Raw genomic sequence first — 17,198 nt, 5'->3', positions numbered from 1 at the left:
GCTGGTCATAACCTTGGTTGTTTAACCCAAAAACTTGCTGAAAATACTTTATTTCGGTTAATGTACCCGGTTTCTGGGTGGTCGAGTGCACAAGTCCTAAATCTAAAATCTAAAATCTAAAATCCAAAATCGAATGGTTGTTTCCCGAGACCAAGATGGTTTAGAAACGATTTCTGAGGGGATCGCAATTTTAATTGACTTAGCAGAACGGGGAGAAATCGATCCTTGGGACGTTAAAGTCATTGAAGTGTTCGATCGATGTTTGAGCAAGCTGACCAACGCCTGCGATACCAATCAGAGTAAGGATTTCTCCGATTTGTCCCACTCGGGCCAAGCGTTTTTGTACGCTTCGATGCTGGTGTTGCTCAAAGCAGAAAGTATTGTCCTCTCAGAACCCCCGCCGAATCCCGAAGCTGACGAGGCGGCGCTCGAAGACGCAGAACGCTCAGGAGGGCGACATTTGCCGCAGCATCTCGAACGACAATTGCGCCGTCGCGGTGTCGCTCAACTGCCACAAAAACGCCCGGTGACTCTCCCAGAACTGATCGAACAGTTGCAGTTAATGAAAGCTGCAATGGAGCAGACTGTTGCTCCCAGACGCCGCCCGACTTCAAAAATGCGATCGCAAGCCGCCCAGGCTATCTTTGAGCTGGCTCACCAAGAAAATCTCGTGGAAACTGCTAGCGAACTCGATCGGTTTCTGGCACAACGCGGCTCTGAAATTGATGACGGTTGGCTCGACTTGGAACAACTGCTAAAACTTTGGCACGATCGCGATTTGCACACCTCTGTTAACCCAGAACCCCCGCCAGCGGCTGGAGAAGTCCACTTACCCGATCGTGACCGTGTGGGTGTTTTTTGGGCGCTGTTGCTGCTATCGGCTCAGTCTAAAGTAGAGTTGGTTCAAGAAGAGTTTTACCAAGACCTCAAAATCCGGGCGATTTGAGCTTGCAGGGCATTAGGTTCTCGGGGGAAACTAATAAACGTGCTGCTGCGTCGGCTAAAATTCCAGGCACAACCTCGCTCGCCGGTATTGTGCCACTGAGTCTACAACGCCGACAGCAGGAGTGCCAAGTTGTTGCTGATTCTCGATTCCTGGTTTCTGAAATCTAAGTGAATTGGGAATAAACGATCGATAGCCTGGTACGATGTCGCCTATAAACAGGTCAGGATATCGCTGCGATCGAATCGATCGCAACCGCTAGCATCTAATTGTTGAGTTGATATCAATTAACAGAGGGTTGAGGAAGTTAAGAATGAAAGCGATGATTCTGGCGGCTGGTAAAGGCACTCGCGTCCGTCCCATTACTCACACTACACCAAAACCGATGATCCCGATCCTGCAAAAGCCGGTGATGGAATTTTTGGTTGAATTGCTCCGCCAGCATGGGTTTGACCAGATTATGGTCAATGTTTCTCACCTGGCCGACGTGATTGAGAACTACTTCCGCGACGGTCAAAAGTTTGGGGTACAAATAGCCTATTCTTTTGAAGGGCGGATTGAAGACGGACAAATGATTGGAGATGCCGTGGGTTCGGCTGGCGGCATGAAACGGATTCAGGACTTTTCCCCGTTTTTTGACGATACTTTTGTGGTGCTGTGCGGCGACGCTTTGATTGACTTGGACTTGACTGCTGCTGTGAAGTGGCACCGGGAAAAAGGGGCGATCGCTACTATTGTAATGAAATCTGTTCCCAAGGAAGAAGTTTCGAGTTACGGTGTTGTAGTTACAGACGAGTCTGGCAAAATTAAAGCTTTCCAAGAAAAACCTTCTGTAGAGGAAGCTCTGAGTACCGACATCAACACTGGTATTTATATTTTTGAACCAGAAATATTCAATTACATTCCTTCTGATACGGAGTACGATATCGGTTCCCAGTTATTCCCGAAGCTAGTAGAAGCAGGCGCGCCTTTTTACGGGATTAGCATGGACTTTGAGTGGGTGGATATCGGCAAAGTTCCTGACTATTGGCGCGCAATTCAGAGCGTGCTGTTGGGAGAAATTAAAAATGTTTCCATTCCCGGAATTGAAGTGCGCCCCGGCGTTTACGTTGGTCTGAATGTAGCTGTCAACTGGGATAAAGTTGATATTACCGGCCCGGTTTATATTGGCGGGATGACGATTATTGAAGACGGAGCCAAAATTGTCGGCCCGACAATGATCGGCCCGAATTGTTGGGTGTGCAGCGGGGCGACTGTGGAAAACAGCGTGATTTTTGAGTATTCGCGTTTAGGCCCGGAAGTGCGGTTAGTTGACAAACTGGTGTTCGGACGCTACTGCGTTGATAAAACCGGGGCGGCGATCGATTTGCAAGCAGCGGCTCTCGATTGGCTGATTACTGATGCTCGCCAAGTTTTACCAACTCAGCAGGGAGAAGAGCGGCGGGCGATCGCAGAAATTCTCGGTCATGCTGAATAATTGGTAATTGGTAATTGGTAATTGCTAATTGCTAATTGCTAATTGATAATTGCTAATCGATAAAGGTAAGGTGCTCCATTTGCACCCTACCTTTACAGTTATGTCATCATCATTTCTCAACAAATGACAAATGACAACTGACAACTGACAACTGACAACTGAGGGCGGGCACGGGGGCACCGCCCCTACTGACTGACAACTGACAACTGACAACTGACAACTGACTACTGACTAATTATGACTGCAAATAAGTATATTTGCCCAAACTCCGCTCGTAATTTTGCAGTAAAAGTTGGGCCTCGGAAAGAGTGATTTTATTTTGCTGCAAAGCTGCTTCTGTCTGGCGGCGGATGCTTTCCACCAAACTTTCTGCATCATACTGAACGTAGCTGAGAACTTCTTTCATCGTGTCTCCTTTCACAACGTGTTCGATATGATAGCCTGAAGGCGTTAGCTGAATGTGAACTGTATTTGCATCGCCGAATAAGTTGTGAAGGTTGCCCATAATTTCTTGATAAGCACCTCCCAAAAACAAAGCTAAATAGTAAGGTTCTCCAGGTTTAATTGTATGCAGTTCCAGAACGGACTTGACATCTCGTAAATCGATAAATTGGTCGATTTTGCCGTCGCTGTCGCAGGTGAGATCGGCTAAAATACCGCGCTGAGTCGGTTCTTCGTCAAGTCGGTTTATTGGCATAATTGGAAACAATTGGTTAATTGCCCAACTGTCTGGTACTGACTGGAAAACAGATAAGTTGATGTAATAAATGGACGCCATCACCTTTTCTAAGTCTTCCAAATCTTCCGATACATAGTCTTTTTGTCGCGCGATGGCCTGTATTTTATCGCAGCAAGCCCAGTATAACTGTTCGGTTTTTGCCCGTTCCTCAATTCCCAGATAGCCTAGGTTAAATAAACTCACTGCTTCTTCCTTAAATTGGATAGCATCGTGATAGACTTCTTGGTAATTTTCCGGAGTAATAGATTGGTAAATTTCGTAAAGGTTGCGCGGAATTTGGTGCGCGTTTTCGTCTACTGGTTCTGGTACTTCTCTGGGGACATCGCTAGTCCCGAGTACGTCAAACACTAAGACTGATTGGTGAGAAGCGATCGCCCGCCCGCTTTCGCTAATGATAATCGGTACAGGAATTTTCCGCTCGTCGCAGGCATCTTTCACTCCCGCTACTACGTCGTTTGCGTAGTTTTGCATATTGTAGTTTTTGGAAGCGTGGAAGTTGGTTTTAGAGCCGTCGTAGTCAACGCCCAGCCCGCCACCTACGTCCAAGTAGTTCATATTAGCTCCCAATTTAGCTAACTCTACATAGATGTGGCTGGCTTCCCGAATGGCATCTTTGATGACGCTAATTGAGGAAATTTGAGAGCCGATATGGAAGTGCAGCAATTGCAAGCAATCCAGCATTCCAGCTTTTTCCAGTTGGGTGACAGCACGGATAATTTCAGGAATTGTCAAGCCAAATTTTGCCCGATCGCCCGTGGAACCTCCCCAGCGCCCAACGCCTTTGGTAGTAAGTTTGGCTCGCACTCCCAAAATCGGCTTAATTCCTAATGCTTTGCTAGCGGCGATGGCGAGTTCTACTTCCTCAATTTGCTCCAGCACAATTACGGCAGTTTTGCCGAGCCGCTGCGCTAAAATTGCGGTTTCTATGTATTCGCGGTCTTTGTAACCGTTACAAATCAACAAAGCGCCTGGGGTTTTTAAGGTCGCTAAAGCGATCATTAATTCTGGTTTAGAGCCGGCTTCCAGTCCGAAGTGATGGGGTTGACCGAAACGCACCAAATCTTGAACTAATTGTCGGTGCTGGTTGCATTTGACTGGAAAAACACCGCGATAAACATTTTTGTAATTGTAGCGAGCGATCGCTCTGGCAAAACAGGAATTGAGGCGATCGATCCGGTCTTCCAAAATATCAGAAAATCGAATCAGCAGCGGCAAAGCCAAATTTCGCTGTTTGAGCGATTCTACCAGTTCGCACAAATCCAGGGAACCGCCGCGATCGCCCTTGGGAGACACGGTAACGTGACCGGCAGCATTGATCGAAAAATAGGGTTCGCCCCAACCTTGAATGCGGTACAGTTTCTCGCTATCTTCTATTGTCCAAGATTTTTGTGGTACTTGAGAAGCGGCTACCAAAGCACTGTGCGATACAGTCAAACTCGTGACTGTTTGTGGCTGAGTCGATAGCGGCTCGATATCGGAGGAAGCAGCGGTGGCTGGGGAACTCATCTTATCGGAAATCTCTTTTAGGACTGGTCAAGTAGATAGTTTATCGCACATATTGGGTTTCCTGATGTGGTTGAAAATGCACTTTGGGTGCAACGCGGGGCAATTTGAGATCGGAAATTTTTCGATTTGACTCGATACATAGATGAAAAGTGCGGGATGCAACTAAAATTGCCACCACGATTGATTATTCTGAGCGACGGATGTCTTCTAGCTGTGTATCTCACACAGGTGAGCTCGGAAACTCAGTTTCCGAGCTCGCCTGGGCTAAGAGTGTTGTCGGACGATCGATCGCCCGACACACTCACCCAATACAGTTTAGATAAGACAGTGCGATCGGCAAAACCCTGTGAAAAAAAGATACTGCGATTGATTCGTTCCTGGCAATGACAACCGCTAAAAATCGCGTATTGCACCCTAACCAAAAATCACCTCCGGAGGTGCCATGTCAGCCCCCATAATCATGCCCCCGTGACTCTTAGACTTCTTCAAGCCCGGTTGAGGCGCTTTTTCTTGGCTTTTTGGAGACGGCGCAACCGAGGCGGCTGGTTTCACCTGTGGCTCTACAGCATTCGCTCCAGGTACGACGGGTTGCTGCGACAACCAACCCACGCCCCCGATCGCCCCAGCCATCAAAGCTGTGTAGCCGATGTACAAATGCACGGGACGCATTTGAAAGCCTTCGCCTGAGTCGGAGTCGGAAGCAGACAAATACGTGCTGGGAACGATTGGACTCGGGGCGGGTTTGGGCAAAGCATTCGCCATGGCGGTGCCGTCTAGCCCCAAGGCGTCGCCCAATCTGCGGATAAAACCTCTAACGTAAATATCTTGGGGCAGTTTCTCAATTTCCCCATTTTCGATCGATTCGATGTGGTGCAGCGGTACGAGAGTTTGACTGTGCAGTTGCTGGAGAGATAGCGATCGAACTTGCCGCCCTTTGCGTAATTCTCTACCCAACTCCAGCAGGCATTCTTCTCGCTGTTGAACTGCTATTGCTGCTGCTTCTTCCTTGGTGAGTTTTTGCTGTTTCTTGGGAAAACCAAGCCCTGGGAAGGATTTAGCGGGGGCGATAACAGTTGCAGCAGGTGCAGCGGACTCGACTTCAATTTCTGTTTGAGGCGCTGGTTTGCTTTCTTCTGGTATGTAAGTGTCTCGATCGCAATTTTCAGTCTCCAGTTCGGTTGTCGGAGGCGCTTCCAAAGTAGCGCTGCGCCAATAGAAAACAGGAGCAGGTACTGACGGCTCTACTTCTTTAAGATAAGTTGCAGCGGGCATTGCGGCAGCGAAATTCTCTTGGGTGAGTTGCATTTCCGTTTTGTTTGGTTTGCCAAATCTGTCAAATGCGAGCTTTACGGCTTCTCTGCTAACTGCTCTAATTAAAATTTCGGCAGCAGAGGCTGCGGAGCCCAACATAGTTTGCAAGCTAGCTAGAGCTTGGGTGTAGGTGTCGCTACACAGGAGTTCAGCTTCTATTTGACCGAGGACAGAACGAAAACTTTCTTGAGAAACTTCAATAGTTGCGTGATCTGTCACCCCAAAATAAGCCTCGGGTTTCAGTGCCATGATGTTTGTGGTGTATTGCTAGAAGGTATCTGAGTACGTTCTTCGACTGCTTGGCATTGATTCCGGAGGGGAGAGGGGGAGAGTGGGGAGTTTGAGAGGGCTCGCGGGAGAGTGGGGGAGTGGCGGTTACCTATTACCAATTCCCGATTCCCGATGTTCTATTGCTTGTGGATGCGATCGAGCAACCACAAACTCCCAATAATCCCCACAAAGTGGGCAACAGTGGCGTGAGTGTTGGCTAGCACCACAAATATGTCTAAAGGCTGAATAAATCGGCCCAAATCAACGGCGGCACCGAACAAAGCTTGTGGCTGAGCTAGGGATTTAGCTAACAGCGTGCCGCTGATGGCTTCTGCGCCGATCAGAGTCAGCAGCATTCCTGATAAGTTGCTCATCAGTGTCAACTGCACTTGTTTGATGGTGTCTGCTTTTTTGGGGCGGGCTGTGTTGGCGGGCGATCGCAACTCTCTCGACAAGCGGGTGAACCTCCAAGCACGAAATACGCTGTAACCGAGCACTCCCAGCCCGCACAGGGCAAAAAATACGCCCCCGCCGGTGCCGGCACTGGTTGAACTCCCAGGGGCGGTGGCGCTGGGAATAGCCAAGGGAATGGCAAAGAGCAAAATGATCGCCGCGACCACCGCCAGCACTGACTGCGCCCAGAAGCACACCCAGCCTACTGTACGAAGGGCAAAGGCAACTCGCTGTGCGGCTACCGGAAGCTTATCGTTATCTAACTGATCTGTCATATTTTGAGCCCATATAATTGAGTGGTTTTAATTTGCAGCAGTTTTTTTTAGGGCGGACGGTTGATGGCGGTTGACCATATAATGGAAGCAGAAATGTTTAAGATTTGTAACTAACATTCAATTTCACCTCTCAATAGCGTCGATCGCAAGGTATCAAAAGCAATGACACAACTACAACCGACCGTCACTCCCAAACTCGAACAACCAAAGTTTGGCTTCAACAGCTACGCGGAACGCCTGAACGGTCGAGCCGCGATGATTGGTTTTTCCCTAACTTTAATTATCGAGTATGTCACAGGCCAGGGGTTGCTGGCCTGGTTAGGTCTCAACTAATTTTAGCAACGGCGCGGTCAGTCGATTTTAGATTTTAGATTTTAGATTTTAGATTTGATGCCACAGATTCATCTGGGAACAGGAACAGGAGTCTAAAATTTGGGGATTGACCGCAAGCGAGCGTTGAGGGCTTGTACCCGTTTTGGGGCGGGTCAGCCTCACGCTTTGTCTGGACTCTCACTCGCGTCGATTTTCCATTTTTCGATTTGAGGATTGACTCGACAGATTCAGGAATTGATTAGAATATTAATTAGAAACAAGCCCAGCGACAAGTCGATCGACAAACATCGGTTGAGGAAATGCAAGAGCTAGCTTGGGATTTGGCTCTCGGATCGAATTTTGATTGGACAAGCTTGGCAATTTTACCTCGCTCCCGTACAATTCCCGACAGGCGAGAAGATTAATTGAGGTGAAGCTAGTTTCAAAGCTAGAAATCCCGATCGTACCGCCAACTCTAAGTTTTAGAGATTGTAGATAAATATAGAACAGAGTAAAACCACATGAATGCTTCGTGGACGCGACTTTTGAAGTCAGCTTACCGTAAAGAGCCTATTACCAGCTTTGTTGTCACAGTGGGCGTTGTCGATGCAGCCATTGGCAGCATTGGTGCGAGCGGCTCTTTATTGGCTTTTGGGCTGGGTACTGCTGGAGTGGCGATGGGTCTCCGCTGGTGGCAAAGTTACCGCTCTGGAGCCGAACAGCCCGCCCCTGCTACCGAATACTATCTTCCTCCTCAGTCTTCTCGCCCTCAGTTGCCCACGCTCAACAACGTGTCTAAGAAAAATCCTCCTTATTAATTTGCTCGGGGAATGGGACTCTGGGGATGTGGCGATCGCGCCAGCCTGCATCTGAGGCAATATTAAAGATAGGGTCAGAAAAGTCTTTCGAGCTTCGATCTTTGAGGCTGGGTTTATGAATATTTCTGTTGCCGAGAAACTATACAAAATTGGCTCTGTAGCTGCCTGTAGCGGTTTGTCGGTAAAAACTGTTCGCTACTACGAGGAGATGGGCTTGCTGTCTCCGGCGGTGAAGCGCTCGCCTGCTGGTTATCGGTTGTTTGGGGAAGCGGTATTCAACAGGTTGGTGTTTATTAAACGATCTCAGGCTCTGGGTTTGAGCCTTCAGGAGATTAATGATATTTTACAAGTTCGCGATCGGGGAGAGTTGCCTTGTTCTGAAGCGAAGCAGCATCTAACAGCCAAGGTAGAGGCAATTTCCGGGCAAATTGCAGCGTTAGAAACTTTGAAGGGGGAGTTGCAAGGTATTCTCAACGGCTGGGAAGAGCAACCCTCGCCCGCGAGCCTTACTGGGACGATTTGTCCGAACATTCAGCGGGATTGAGCAACGCCCCAAATATACAAAAAAAGGGAAGGAATTATCGGTTTCCTTCCCTTGGTTGTTTGGTTTGTGGTTTGGGCGATCGTTTTGTCGATCGTGCTGAGCTTTTAACCGTTTTCGGAGAGTTTGCTGTTGCTTTTTGAGCTGTCTGGCTCTTGCCGAACCGCCTTTGCCTTTGGAGTTTCTGCCCTCGCTGCGGGGAGACTCCCAACTTTTTAGTCTCATGTTTTTAATTATGTGCACTACTTCTATAGTACACCTCCATAATTTGAATGTCAAGTATTTTTGAGAGCAATTTTTTGAGGGGGAGTTATTGACAGTTTGATCGTTCGGAATGCAAGTCTTTAGATGGATGCGGACTAAAGTCCGAACGATCAAACCTTTATTATCGGTTTGATCGTTCGGACTTTAGTCCGCATCCATTAGAGGACTAAAGTCCGAACGATCAAACCACTGTGATGTTTTTTTTAAATGATATTAACTCTCAAATCTAATCACCTCAAACCCAATAATAGCGCGATGCCAGCGATCGCACAAACCACGCCCACAACAGCCCGGAGACTAACTTTCTCGCCTGCAAGCACGGCTAAAGGCAGCACAAACAGGGGACTGGTAGAACTGAGCGCTTGAGCGATAGCGGCGGGTGCATATTTCAGGGAAGTCTGTTGCAGGAAAATTCCGAGATAGGTTCCTAGAAAAGCTGCTACAATTATTGCACCTAATATTTTGGGTACTTTTAATTGTTGGAAACTGTCAAGGTTTCTGCGGTTGAGAAAGCACAGCATAACTACCATACCACCACTCAAACGCAACGCTACTGTCCATAGCGGATCGATATCTATTTGAGTGAAGGCGGCGCGGGATAAAATAGCTCCGGTGGCGTGGGCTGTTTGTCCTAATAAACTAATGCCTAATCCTTGCCAAAGATGTTTTGATGGTAAGGTTGTTTCGGCGGTTCTTTCGGCAATTACCCAAGCTATGCCGCAGATTGTTAAAAGAATGCCTATACAAGCAATGGGCGATAGTTTTTCTTGTAAAAATATCAAGCCTAATAATGCTGTTAAGGGGGGAGATAGGGTTTCTAAAAGCAGCGCTCGCCTCGCGCCTAAATATTTTAAGACGATAAACCAAGCTGTGTCTCCGATGCCAATTCCTAGGGCGCCGCTGATGAGCAGCATTGTTAAGATATTGGGGTTGACTGCTGGTAAGGATTTGCCTAAAATCAGTATTGTGGCAAAAATCATGCACAGGGCGATCGCGCCTTTGAGCAAGTTTAGTACAACTGCGGGGATTTGCTGTCCTACTCGCTGCCAGATTATGGAAGATAGGGCCCAGACAAATGCAGCACCTAAACCAGCAATTTCACCGATAAAATTCATTGGATTTTCAATTTTAGATCGAGGTGTTTGTAGTGAGGACTTTAGTCCTATAATTTTTCTTGCGGACTAAAGTCCTCACTACAAACCTGTAGGATACGCCCTGAAGCACTTTCGGAAATAAAATAAATTAGGGTTCCAGACTTATTATCCGAAACCCTAGTTTATTAAGCTTTTGTGGTAGTGGGCGGGGAGAGAATCGAACTCTCATACCTTTCGGTGTCAGATTTTGAGTCTGATGCGTCTACCAATTTCGCCACCCGCCCTTTTTCGTGGCTTCACTATCGTAACATACCGATCGACTTTGTGCAAGCAAAGATTCATAATTTTTTGAACTTGCCCAGCGATCGATCTCTCTGGCGCGCAATACTGGTACAGGATGGGATAACTGAGCGGTTTGAGCTTGCTTCAACATTTCCCCAAGTTCTGTACTGCTGAGGTCGTCATAGGCTCGCGCCTGCGCCAAAAACGCATCAACATTGAGTTTCGGTGCTAACGTGGGCGAACCTCCGGCCAGTTTCATCAACACCGATGCTACCACTCTGGGGTCTTGGGTGGCGAGTAGGGCGGCGCGATCGCACGTAAATTCTGCACAACGCAACCATTCCAACATTTGCGCCTGCAAACCTTGAGCGAACACCGCGCCCAAAGGTGAAATTTGACCAGCGGCTAAGACTATTAAATTAGCCAGAGTCAGGTAAACTCCGTGCTCGCACTTCAAATGTCCCAACTCGTGAGCGATTACGGCCTTCACTTCCTCGTCAGTGAGCAAATCAATCAGCGAAGTGTGCATCACCACAAAAGGCTGTTTTCCGCGCATCGCAAAGGTGTAAGCATTCGGCATCGGATGCTGGCGGACATAAAGCTGCGGCACTTCCAAATCCAGAGTTTTGCAAGCCTCCACCAGTAATTGATGCAGGTGTGGCAGTTGATTTTCCCCGACTTGAACGCTGGAAGCCAAATTTTCGAGCATGAAAAACTGTTCGCCCAGTTGTCCCAGCAACTGTCGCACCATCAAATCCAGGCCGGGTAGTTGTTTGAGTGTGTTGGTAGCTTCCAAGTCTAGCGGGTGCCGAAACTGGTCTGCTTTTAAGCCGATGAGGGGGATGTTCAACATTTTAGTCATTAGTCATTGGTCATTAGTCATTGGTCATTGGTCATTGGTCATTGGTCATTGGTCATTGGTCATTGGTCATTGGTCATTAAAAAAGATTGTTTTTTTCTTCTTCCTACTGACTACTGACTGCTGACTACTGACTGCTGACTAATGACTAATGACTACTGAACTAATGACTAATTAACAGTTTAAACTCGATCGCACGGAATTGACAGGAGCCTCAGCCGTCGCCGGGTTTGTTCCTTCTTTGACTCGTCGCAACTTAGCTCCCAATTTTTGGAGTTTGATCTCTAACTGCTCGTAGCCGCGGTCTAAATGCTGCAAACTGCTAATTGTGGTGACACCATCGGCTGCAAGTCCCGCGATTACCAACGCCGCCGAAGCCCGCAAATCTGTTGCAACTACCGGCGCACCGGAGAGCATGGGGACTCCGCGCACGACGGCGACATTGCCTTTAACGCGAATGTCTGCGCCCATGCGGTTGAGTTCTGCTACGTGGCGCAAGCGGTTCTCAAATACGGTTTCTTTGATCATGCTGTCTCCCTCGCTCAGCGTCAGCAAAGCCATAAACGGGGCTTGCATATCTGTGGAGAAACCTGGGTAAGGCAGAGTTTCGATGTCTGTGGCGGTGTGAATTTTGCCGGGAACTATCCGCACAGTGTCGGACTCTACAATAATTTTCGCACCCATTGTCTGCAATTTGGCAATGACTGCCGTCAGGTGGTCGGGAATTACTGACGACAAACTGATTTCTGAGTGAGTTATGGCTCCTGCTAGTAAAAATGTTCCGGCTTCGATGCGATCGGGAATAATTGCATAGTCTACCGCGTGGAGTTTCTCAACTCCCGAAATGACGATCGTATTTGTGCCCGCGCCTTGAATTTTGGCTCCCATCGCGCGGCAGAAATTCGCCAAATCGACTACTTCCGGCTCTTGAGCAGCGTTTTCAATTACGGTTTCTCCTTCCGCCAAAGTCGCCGCCATCATCAAAGTTTCAGTGGCGCCGACGCTGGGGTAGTCCAAATAAATTTTGGCTCCTTTCAAGCGGCGGTTCGGCCCTTTGACATAAGCATTAACTGTACCGTGGTCGATGTGGACTTCGGCGCCCAGGGCTTGCAAACCCCGAACGTGGAGCTCGACGGGCCTGGCGCCGATGGCGCAACCACCGGGTAACGGCACTTTAGCAAATCCCAAACGCGCCAGCAGCGGCCCGATGATGAAGAAGCTCGCCCGCAGTTGGCTGACTAATTCGTAGGGGGCTTGAGCGTCCATCAGGTTGCTGGCGTTGATGTCTAAAACGTCGCCGCTTTGTTGTACTTTGACTCCTACAGCCGAGAGAATTTGTCCCATGCGGGCGACATCGACTAGAGCGGGAACGTTGCGGATGTGGCAATCGTCAGGACATAGTATAGCTCCGGCCATGACTACTAAGGCTGAGTTTTTGGCGCCACTGATTTTGACGTTTCCTTTCAGGGGCTGGCGGCCCCAAATTTGTAATACTTGTTGTTCGCTTTCTGGTGAAGCTGACAGGTTAGACGAGTTTTGAGCTGGTGTAATGATTTTGCCCTCCATAATATTTGCTTCGCTACTTTATACATTATTAATTTTGGTTTCGATTTTACCGGAAAGTTTGGATATGTCTAGGGGGTAATCTGAGGACTTTCCGACTTTATCTGGGCTAAGTTCTTGCTGGGTGAGGATTTCAGGTGCAATCGCACAAATATTGTCGATCGACTTTAATGAAGTAATATGTATCAAAATTTACTTTTGTTTTCCGCTGTCCGTCGCGCCGCAGAGGCGGCGCCATTCTCAAGCAGCTTTTGAAGTAGAAGCTGCTTGAGAATTTCAAAGGTGGTACCCGCCACGTGATTTATCCGTGGAATCAATCCAAAATCGTTCGACAGAGCGAAGTCGAAGTCTAAAATCTAAAATCCTCAAGCCCCCGCATTTATCCGTGGGGTCAATCTAAAATCTAAAATCGTTCGACTGAGCGAAGTCGAAGTCTAAAATCTAAAATCGGTTGACTGTGTTGTTGACAAAAGTGGCAGATACCTGTTCGATCGACAATGCCCGAAAAGTTCGCAGGTTGTCGATCGCCCTAGTGCCTGTGCTACCCTGTGACAACACCCTAGAGCCAAAGTTAGTCCTAGCAAATGGTTCACATTAAGCGGATCGAACTAACTAACTTTAAGTCTTTTGGCGGCACAACTTCGATTCCTGTGCTGCCCGGTTTTACTGTGGTTTCCGGCCCCAACGGTTCAGGGAAGTCTAACATCCTTGATGCTTTGCTGTTTTGTCTGGGACTTTCGACTTCTAAGGGAATGCGGGCTGAACGTTTGCCGGATTTGGTGAACAGCGCCCAAAATAAGCGCGGTACGATTGAGGCTAGCGTGACTGCTACCTTTGCGCTGGAAGATGTGGGCGATGAATGGTTCGACCAAGATGAAGATGAGGATGATGCTCAAAATCAGGATGAAAATTTAGCGGATGATTTGTCTGTTAATTCTGTTGCAGATGTTGAAGCAATCGAAATTCCTGAAACTGAAGATAACAACGGACAATCATCTAATCTAAAATCTAAGATCCAAAATCCCGAAATAGACGTTCAAGACAAGAACGGAAAATCATCCAATCTAAAATCCAAAATCGAAAATCCAAAATCGGAAGATTTATCTGTTGAAGATGTCGAAGAGATTGAAATCGCCACAACTCAAGACAACAACGGACAACTACTTACTAGCAATCGCAAATCCAAAATCCAAACTCCAAAACCGGATGAGTGGAGTGTGACGCGGAAACTCCGAGTCACTCGTCAAGGAACTTATACGTCAAATTATTATATTAATGGCGCACCTTGCACGTTGACTCAACTGCACGAACAACTTAACCGTTTGCGGATTTATCCCGAAGGTTATAACGTTGTTTTACAAGGAGACGTTACGAGCATTATTTCCATGAATGCTAAGGAACGCCGCGAAATTATTGATGAATTGGCAGGAGTGGCTCAATTCGATCGCAAAATCTCCCTCGCAAGGCAAAAGTTGGATGAAGTTAAGGAAGTTGAAGAACGCAGCGGGATTGTTGAAAAAGAGCTGATTTCTCAACGCGATAGACTTGCTTCGGATCGCACAAAAGCGGAAAAGTATCAAAAGCTGCGGGCGGAGTTTCAAGAGAAGTCGCAGTGGGAAATTGTCCTCAAGTTCCGTCAGTTGCAAAAACAAGAATGGAAACTGCGCGAACAAATCGAAACGGGCGATCGCAATTCGGCATCTCTCACCGAACAATTGCAAGCAATTACTACCCAAATTCAAGCAGCAACCGCTGAACTTGACGCGCTAAATGCCCGCGTTAAGGCTTTGGGTGAGTCGGAATTGTTGGCTTTGCAAGCGACGATTGCGACTCAGGAAGCGGAACGGCGCCAACTTCAAAACCGCAAACAGGATTTGGAAACCACTGCTGGACAAATGGCTGCGAACATAGCACAAACTGAGGAAGAAGTGCGGCAATTCCGGCAAAGTTTGGAGCAAATTGAGATTGAAATATCTTATGTTAAGTCTCAAACAGGAATTTTGCAGGAACAGCGAGACGTAGCCCAGCAAAGTTTAGCTGATAATCGGGAAGTTGCAAATGCGATCGCCTCGACGGCCGAAGCTTGGGTGCAACAGCAAACGGAACTGCACCGCCAAATCGAAACAATTCAGCAAACTTTGGAACCGCAGCGTACAGAACAAGCTACGATTGGTGAAAGAGCCGATCGCCTGCAAAGTCAAATTCAAGAACACAACGAATCGCTGCAAGTATTGGAACAGCAAATTGAATCGAAAAAAGTTCAGCAATCTCTTCTGGGGGAAACCAAAGCAGTTGCTGCTTTGCAAGTGGAATCGCTGAATCAGATTTTAGTCGCCGCCGAACAAGAATTGCAACTACAACAGGAAACTCAAACTCGTTTGTTGGAAGAACAACGGGAAAGACAGCGCAGGTTAGATAAGCTAGAAGTGCAGTTTCAAGCGCAGCAAGAAGCGAGCGGCACGTTTACGGCAAAAATTATCGCCCAAAGCGGAATTGGCGGAGTTTGTGGCTTGGTGGCTCAACTGGGCAGGGTGGAACCGCGCTTTCAGTTGGCGCTGGAAATTGCGGCGGGCGGCCGCATGGGTAATATGGTTGTGGAAAATGACAGTGTGGGGGCTGCTGCGATCGAATTGTTGAAGCAAAAACGGGCGGGAAGGATGACGTTTTTGCCTTTGAATAAGATTAGAGGCGGTCGGTTTTCGGTGAATGAAAATTTGCGGCGCGCGGCGGGTTTTGTCGATGCGGCGGTGAATTTGATTGAGTGCGATGCGCGCTATCAGGAGATTTTTGCTTACGTTTTTGGCAGTACGGTTGTATTTGGCAACCTTACCGATGCCCGCCGCTATTTGGGACAATATCGGATTGTCACTTTGGATGGGGAAATTCTGGAAACTAGCGGCGCGATGACTGGCGGAAGTTCGAGTAATAGATCTAGCTTGCATTTTGGCACGGTTGATGGTAGTGATGCTGCGGATGAAGCGCGGACAATTGCTTCTCTGCAAGAACGTCTTGAGGAAATTGAGCGGATTTTGGAACGGTGCAAAATTGCGATCGATCGCGCTGCTGTTGCTGTCAAAACTCGCAGTCAAGAATTGATGGAGGCGAAGCAGAACTTGCGCGAAAATCAGTTACGTTTGGAACAGTTGGAGTCGGAAATGAAAAATTTGCAAGCGCAGCAGTCACAAGTGCGATCGCAAATTGCTAAAAATACTCAGGAATTGACTGATTCGCAAACCAGATTGCAGTTGCTGGAGAGAGAATTGCCGACGCAAGCAGCTCAATTGCAGGAATATCGCCAAACTTTGGCGCAGTTGGAAGAGTCGAACAGTCACAGCGAATGGCAGCAAATGCAGTCGGGTTTGCGCGCTCTGGAAGCGCAACTGCAAGAGCGCGAATTGGCTCACAGAAACGCTCAGCAGCGTCAAGGAGACTTACAAAATCAATTCGGGCGTTTGGAGGAGAAAATTAAAGAAGGCAGCGAGAGATTGCAGGAATGGCAAGTTCAGCAAAATGCGGGAACTGATGCTGTGAATCGCATTGTTTCGCAGCAGTTAGAACTCGACGGACAAATTGCCGCAGCTAAGGTGGCGCTGGCAGAAATTGAAGAAAGTTTGGGGGTGGAGAAGGGAGAACGCGATCGCGCGGAATCTCAACTGCGAGAGCAACATTTGGCAAAACAACAGTTACAATGGCAGTTGCAGAAACTGCACGAAACTCAGCAAGAACGCCGCGAACAATTAGCCGCAGTCCGTACTCTCATGGAAACACAGCGGGCAGAAATGCCCGATCCGGTGCCATCAATTCCCGAAAATGTGGAAAAAGCTAATTTAACAGAGTTGCAGCAAGAAGTAAAGGCGATCGCCAAACGCATTCAAGCTTTAGAACCAGTCAATATGCTAGCCTTGGAAGAGTACAACCGCACTCAAGAACGTTTGCAAGAATTGAGTCAAAAGTTGACGACATTAGCCGGAGAACGCACTGAACTGCTGTTGAGAATCGAAAATTTTACCACACTCAGGCGGCGCGCTTTTAAAGAAGCTTTTGATGCGGTTAACGAGAACTTCCAGACAATCTTTGCGGAACTTTCCGAAGGTGACGGGTATCTTCAGCTAGATGACCAAGAAGACCCGTTCAGCAGCGGTTTGAATTTGGTCGCTCACCCGAAGGGGAAACCCGTACAACGGCTGGCTTCTATGTCGGGAGGCGAAAAATCTCTGACAGCGCTGAGTTTTATTTTTGCTCTGCAACGCTACCGCCCGTCTACGTTCTACGCTTTTGATGAAGTGGATATGTTCTTGGATGGGGCAAATGTGGAGCGATTAGCTAGAATGATAAAACGACAGTCTGAACAAGCCCAGTTTATTGTTGTGAGTTTGCGGCGACCTATGATTCAATCGGCTGAGCGTACAATTGGTGTTACTCAAGCGCGGGGAGCTTATACTCAAGTCATCGGACTTAAGTTGTAGTCCCGGAGTATATGTCGATGACCCC

General features: G+C 47.9%; 13 protein-coding genes and 1 tRNA gene. 7 read left to right on the top strand and 7 right to left on the bottom strand.

All coding sequences use genetic code 11. The features are described from left to right. Positions 1–133 precede the first annotated feature (133 nt). Together QZW47_RS00920 and QZW47_RS00915 are read left to right on the top strand one after the other, a co-directional pair. A complete protein-coding gene (locus QZW47_RS00920) occupies positions 134–946 on the top strand; it encodes a ScpA family protein (protein ID WP_293122332.1) in 813 nt (270 codons plus the stop codon). Between the two features lie 310 nt (positions 947–1,256). Further along, positions 1,257–2,420, top strand: a complete 1,164-nt coding sequence (locus QZW47_RS00915; RefSeq protein WP_293122329.1) for an NDP-sugar synthase — start codon at positions 1,257–1,259, stop codon at positions 2,418–2,420. Between the two features lie 235 nt (positions 2,421–2,655). On the opposite strand, the gene speA is transcribed toward QZW47_RS00915, so the two are convergent. Then, positions 2,656–4,665, bottom strand: coding sequence for a biosynthetic arginine decarboxylase (gene speA, locus QZW47_RS00910; RefSeq protein ID WP_293122326.1), 2,010 nt, complete (start codon positions 4,663–4,665; stop codon positions 2,656–2,658). Positions 4,666–4,791: 126 nt separating this feature from the next. Here speA and QZW47_RS00905 point away from each other — a divergent pair, with 126 nt between their 5' ends. Then, positions 4,792–5,052: a hypothetical protein gene (locus QZW47_RS00905; protein ID WP_293122322.1), complete on the top strand. Its 261-nt coding sequence runs from the start codon at positions 4,792–4,794 to the stop codon at positions 5,050–5,052. Positions 5,053–5,079: 27 nt separating this feature from the next. On the opposite strand, the gene QZW47_RS00900 is transcribed toward QZW47_RS00905, so the two are convergent. Both QZW47_RS00900 and QZW47_RS00895 read right to left on the bottom strand, forming a co-directional pair. Continuing rightward, entirely contained in the window at positions 5,080–6,225 is a 1,146-nt protein-coding gene (locus QZW47_RS00900; protein WP_293122319.1) for a helix-turn-helix domain-containing protein, read from the bottom strand. A 158-nt stretch (positions 6,226–6,383) separates the two neighbouring features. Next, complete coding sequence (locus tag QZW47_RS00895; RefSeq protein ID WP_293122316.1) at positions 6,384–6,974, bottom strand: DUF3611 family protein; 591 nt, start codon at positions 6,972–6,974, stop codon at positions 6,384–6,386. A 162-nt stretch (positions 6,975–7,136) separates the two neighbouring features. On the opposite strand from QZW47_RS00895, the gene QZW47_RS00890 reads away from it, so the two are divergent. The 3 genes from QZW47_RS00890 to QZW47_RS00880 all read left to right on the top strand — a co-directional run bounded on the left by QZW47_RS00890 (position 7,137) and on the right by QZW47_RS00880 (position 8,648). Next, positions 7,137–7,307 carry a hypothetical protein gene (locus tag QZW47_RS00890; protein WP_194065476.1) on the top strand — a complete coding sequence of 57 codons (171 nt, stop codon included), beginning with the start codon at positions 7,137–7,139 and terminating at the stop codon, positions 7,305–7,307. A 500-nt stretch (positions 7,308–7,807) separates the two neighbouring features. Continuing rightward, positions 7,808–8,104, top strand: coding sequence for a hypothetical protein (locus QZW47_RS00885; protein WP_293122308.1), 297 nt, complete (start codon positions 7,808–7,810; stop codon positions 8,102–8,104). Between the two features lie 115 nt (positions 8,105–8,219). Next, positions 8,220–8,648 (top strand): heavy metal-responsive transcriptional regulator, encoded by a 429-nt coding sequence (locus QZW47_RS00880; protein WP_293122305.1) that lies wholly within the window; start codon positions 8,220–8,222, stop codon positions 8,646–8,648. Positions 8,649–9,139: 491 nt separating this feature from the next. Here the strand turns inward: QZW47_RS00880 and QZW47_RS00875 are convergent, their stop codons facing one another. The 4 genes from QZW47_RS00875 to murA form a co-directional block, all read right to left on the bottom strand. Beyond that, entirely contained in the window at positions 9,140–10,024 is an 885-nt protein-coding gene (locus QZW47_RS00875; RefSeq protein WP_366930775.1) for a DMT family transporter, read from the bottom strand. A 181-nt stretch (positions 10,025–10,205) separates the two neighbouring features. Further along, positions 10,206–10,287 (bottom strand) — tRNA-Leu (locus tag QZW47_RS00870). Beyond that, the gene (locus QZW47_RS00865) at positions 10,266–11,138 is read right to left on the bottom strand and encodes a M48 family metallopeptidase (RefSeq protein ID WP_293123362.1); all 873 of its coding nucleotides are present in this window, start codon (positions 11,136–11,138) and stop codon (positions 10,266–10,268) included. Before QZW47_RS00865 ends, QZW47_RS00870 begins: the two co-directional genes overlap by 22 nt. Before the next feature lie 180 nt (positions 11,139–11,318). Next, positions 11,319–12,710, bottom strand: coding sequence for a UDP-N-acetylglucosamine 1-carboxyvinyltransferase (gene murA / locus QZW47_RS00860; protein ID WP_293122302.1), 1,392 nt, complete (start codon positions 12,708–12,710; stop codon positions 11,319–11,321). Positions 12,711–13,291: 581 nt separating this feature from the next. Here murA and smc point away from each other — a divergent pair. After that, a complete protein-coding gene (gene smc / locus QZW47_RS00855) occupies positions 13,292–17,173 on the top strand; it encodes a chromosome segregation protein SMC (protein ID WP_293122300.1) in 3,882 nt (1,293 codons plus the stop codon). The last annotated feature ends 25 nt before the right edge of the window (positions 17,174–17,198 follow it).

Origin of the sequence: Microcoleus sp. bin38.metabat.b11b12b14.051 (assembly GCF_013299165.1) — a bacterium.
Taxonomy (GTDB): domain Bacteria; phylum Cyanobacteriota; class Cyanobacteriia; order Cyanobacteriales; family Microcoleaceae; genus Microcoleus.
Note: the sequence above shows the minus strand (reverse complement) of the source record. Positions and strands in the feature narration are given on the sequence as shown.